Genomic DNA, 3,487 nt, shown 5'->3' with positions numbered 1-3,487 from the left:
AGGTGCAGGCCCACGGCGGCCGAGGCCAGCGCGAAGGCATAGGACTCGCGGTCGCGGATCTTGTGGTACGTGGAGGCCCTGCCCGCCGGCGTGCGCGGCACGCGGATGCGCACGATCAGCTCGTCGGCCGCGAGCACGGTCTCGAGGTGCGGCGTGGCGCCGGGCGCGCGGTGCAGTTCGCGCACGGCCACCGTGCGTTCGCCGCGCGGGCTCAGCGTGTCGACCTGCGCATCGAAGGCCGCGAGCGCCACCGCCCAGTCGCCCGGGTAGACCGCCACGCAGGCCTCGCTGCCGCCGAGCACCGCATGGCCGCGGTTCACGCCGGCCAGCGCCGCGCAGCCGCTGCCGGGCACGCGCTTGTTGCAGGCGAACTCGGGGCCGCCGCGGAAATAGGCGCAGCGCGTGCGCTGCAGCAGGTTGCCGCCCACGCTCGCCATGTTGCGCAGCTGCTGCGAGGCGGCCTTCCACAGCGACTCCGACAGCGCGGTGAACTCGCGCTGCACGACCGGATGCTCGGCCACGTCGCTCATCGCGGCGAGCGCGCCGATGCGCAGCTCGGCCCGGTCGCTGGCGTCGATCTCGCGCAGGCCCTCGATGCGGCCGATGTCGACGACGGTGGCCGGCGCTTCCACGCCGAGCTTCATCAGGTCGAACAGGGTGGTGCCGCCCGCGAAGTAGCGCGCGCCGGGCTGGCTGCGCGAGAGCAGCTGCACGGCCTCGGCGCTGCTGCGCGGCCGGTGGTAGGCGAAGTCATGCATGGCGGCGGCCCTCCATGGCTTCGGTCTCGGCGCGCATGCGCGGGGCGGCATCGCGAATCGCCTCGAGGATGCCGGCATAGGCACCGCAGCGACAGAGGTTGCCGCTCATGTACTCGCGGATCTGCGCCTCGCTGGTGGCATGGCCCTCGCGCACGCAGGCGATGGCGGCCATCACCTGGCCCGGTGTGCAGTAGCCGCACTGCAGCGCATCGTGGTCGACGAAGGCCTGCTGCATCGGATGCAGCGTGCCGTCGGGCGCGGCGATGCCCTCGATGGTGGTGACGGCGCAGCCATCGGCCTTCACGCCCAGCGTGAGGCAGGAGGCGACGCGCCGGCCGTCGAGGTGCACGGTGCAGGCGCCGCACTGGCCGTGGTCGCAGCCCTTCTTGGCGCCCGTGAGACCGAGCTGCTCGCGCAGCACGTCGAGCAGCGAGGCGCGCGGCTCGAGCTGCAGCGCATGCGGCTGGCCGTTGATGACGACGCGGGTGTCGATGCGCGGCGGCGCGGGCGCGGGTTCCTGCGCGCTCGCCAGGCCGGTGCCCGCGACACTCGCGGCACCGGCGGCGCCGGCCGCGGTGCTCATCATGAAGGTGCGACGGCTCAGCGCGGGCGCGCCGGTGCCGGGGGATGGGGTGGGGTTCATCGTGGCGTCCTTTCTTTTTTCTTCTTCTGCTCAGACCTCGCGCCCGATGCGCGCATCGAGCGACAGCCGGCCGCCGCCGCGCGCCAGCAGGCACAGCGCGATGAAGAACAGCATCAGCGGGTATTCGAAGCCGCGGTCGATCCACGGGAAGGTCGGGCCCATCACGTAGCAGATGACCAGCATCTGCACCGCGACCATCGCGGCGACCACGCGCGTGAACAGGCCGGCCGCCAGCATCAGCCCGCCCACGCCCTCGAGGATGGCGACCAACCAGCCGAGCAGCTCGGCGCCCGGCAGGTGCAGCACGTTGGCGATCAGGTTGACCGAGCCCTTCATCGGGTCGGCCATGCTGCCGTGGCTGCGGCCCAGCAGCTTGGGCAGGCCGTGGGTCACGAGCATCAGGCCGAAAGCCAGGCGCAGCAGCGCGTAGCTCAGCGGCTCGAAGCGGTCATAGGTGCCGCGCAGGCGCGGAAAGATCAACTGCATGGGGGTCGCTCCTCGGGGGGAAAAGGTGACGAGGCGCGGCGGGATGGCCGCGCGCTGGCAGTCTCTCTGTTCTGCATTGGCGAATAAATATGCGAATTTCGTCAATACAATTCAACACAGGCCAACAATTCGCCGAGCTCATTCCATGGACCGCTTCGATGCCATGCGCCTGTTCACCCGCATCGTGGAGCTCGGCAGCTTCACGCAGGCCGCGGCCGCGCTCGAGCTGCCGCGCGCCACGGCCACCCACGCGATCAAGGAGCTCGAGGCCCGGCTGCAGGTGCGCCTGCTCGAGCGCACCACGCGCCAGGTGCGCACCACGGTCGACGGCCAGGCCTACTACGAGCGCTGCCGCCACCTGCTGCTCGAACTCGAGGACGCCGAGTCCTCGCTCGCACAGCTCGCGGTCAATCCGCGCGGGCGGCTGCGCATCGACATCCATGGCGCGGCCGCCAACGACATCGTGCTGCCGCGCATCGGCGACTTCCATGCGCGCTATCCGAACATCGTGCTCGCCGTGGGCAGCGGCGACCGGCTCGTGGAGCTGGTGCGCGAAGGCGTGGATTGCGTGGTGCGCGCGGGCGAGCCCAAGGACTCCTCGCTGGTCACGCGCCGGCTCGCGCTGCTGCCGCAAGTGACCTGCGCGAGCCCGGCCTACCTGGCCGAACGCGGCACGCCGCTGACACCGGCCGACCTGCTGAGCCAGCAGCACCTGGCGGTGAACTTCTTCTCGTCCTCGCGGCCCGACCACTTCCCCTACCTGTTCGAGGTCAACGGGCGCGTCGAGCAGGTCGTGCTGCCCGACTGGATCAGCGTGAACAACGCCGACAGCTACAAGACCTGCGCCGAGCAGGGCTGCGGGATCATCCAGGTGCCGCGCTATCACATCGAGCGCCAGCTGCGCGCCGGCACGCTGGTCGAGATCCTCGCCGGCACGCCCTGCCCGCCGATGGTCTATTCGGTGCTCTACCCGCAGCACCGGCTGCTGTCGCCGCGCGTGCGGGTGTTCGTGGACTGGGTGACGGCGCTCTATGCCGAGCGCTTCGGCGCGCTCAGGTAGCGGCGCCCTCGTGCGCCTACACGACCGGCACCGTGCCGCCGTCGATCACGTACTCGCTGCCGTGGATCGAGGCCGCGCGCCGCGACACCAGGAAGGCCACGAGTTCGGCCACCTCCTCGGGCAGGCCGGGCCGGCCGATCGGGATGCCGCCGAGCGCATCCATCACGCCCTGACGCGCGCTCGCATAGTCGCTGCCCGCGCCCGCCGCGAGCCGCTCGACGAAGGCGCGCGCGGCGCCGGTCTCGATGTAGCCCGGCGCCACCGTGTTCACGCGCACGCCGCGCGGGCCGAACTCCTTCGACAGGCCCTTGCTGTAGGTGCTGAGCGCCGCCTTGGCCGCGGCATAGGCGAGCGTGGATTCGTACAGCGGCAGCCGGCGCTGGATCGAGGAGATGTGCACGATGCTGCCCTCGCCCTGCGCGAGCATCGAAGGCAGGAAGGCGCGGTCCAGCCGCACCGCCGCGAGCAGGTTGGTGTCGAGCGCCGCCTGCCATTGCGCGTCGTCGAGCGCGAGCGCGCCGCCGGGCGAGGCGCCCGAGC

At 71.6% G+C, this 3,487-nt stretch carries 5 protein-coding genes; 1 reads left to right on the top strand and 4 read right to left on the bottom strand.

The window, feature by feature from the left end:
* The 3 genes from AC27VN_RS36190 to AC27VN_RS36180 form a co-directional block, all read right to left on the bottom strand.
* On the bottom strand, positions 1-758 hold a 758-nt coding region (locus AC27VN_RS36190), incomplete at its 3' end, for an FAD binding domain-containing protein (protein ID WP_490879750.1).
* Complete coding sequence (locus tag AC27VN_RS36185; protein WP_490879749.1) at positions 751-1,401, bottom strand: (2Fe-2S)-binding protein; 651 nt, start codon at positions 1,399-1,401, stop codon at positions 751-753. The genes AC27VN_RS36190 and AC27VN_RS36185, both read right to left, overlap by 8 nt.
* Before the next feature lie 30 nt (positions 1,402-1,431).
* Positions 1,432-1,887, bottom strand: a complete 456-nt coding sequence (locus AC27VN_RS36180) for a DoxX family protein (protein WP_490879748.1) — start codon at positions 1,885-1,887, stop codon at positions 1,432-1,434.
* Positions 1,888-2,032: 145 nt separating this feature from the next.
* Here AC27VN_RS36180 and AC27VN_RS36175 point away from each other — a divergent pair, with 145 nt between their 5' ends.
* On the top strand, positions 2,033-2,947 hold the full coding sequence (locus tag AC27VN_RS36175) for a LysR family transcriptional regulator (protein ID WP_296798490.1): 915 nt from the start codon (positions 2,033-2,035) through the stop codon (positions 2,945-2,947).
* A 16-nt stretch (positions 2,948-2,963) separates the two neighbouring features.
* On the opposite strand, the gene AC27VN_RS36170 is transcribed toward AC27VN_RS36175, so the two are convergent.
* The coding region (locus AC27VN_RS36170; protein ID WP_490879747.1) for an oxidoreductase at positions 2,964-3,487 on the bottom strand (524 nt) is incomplete at its 5' end.

The sequence above is a fragment of the Variovorax sp. 20P10.2.4 genome, assembly GCF_058244205.1.
Note: the sequence above shows the minus strand (reverse complement) of the source record. Positions and strands in the feature narration are given on the sequence as shown.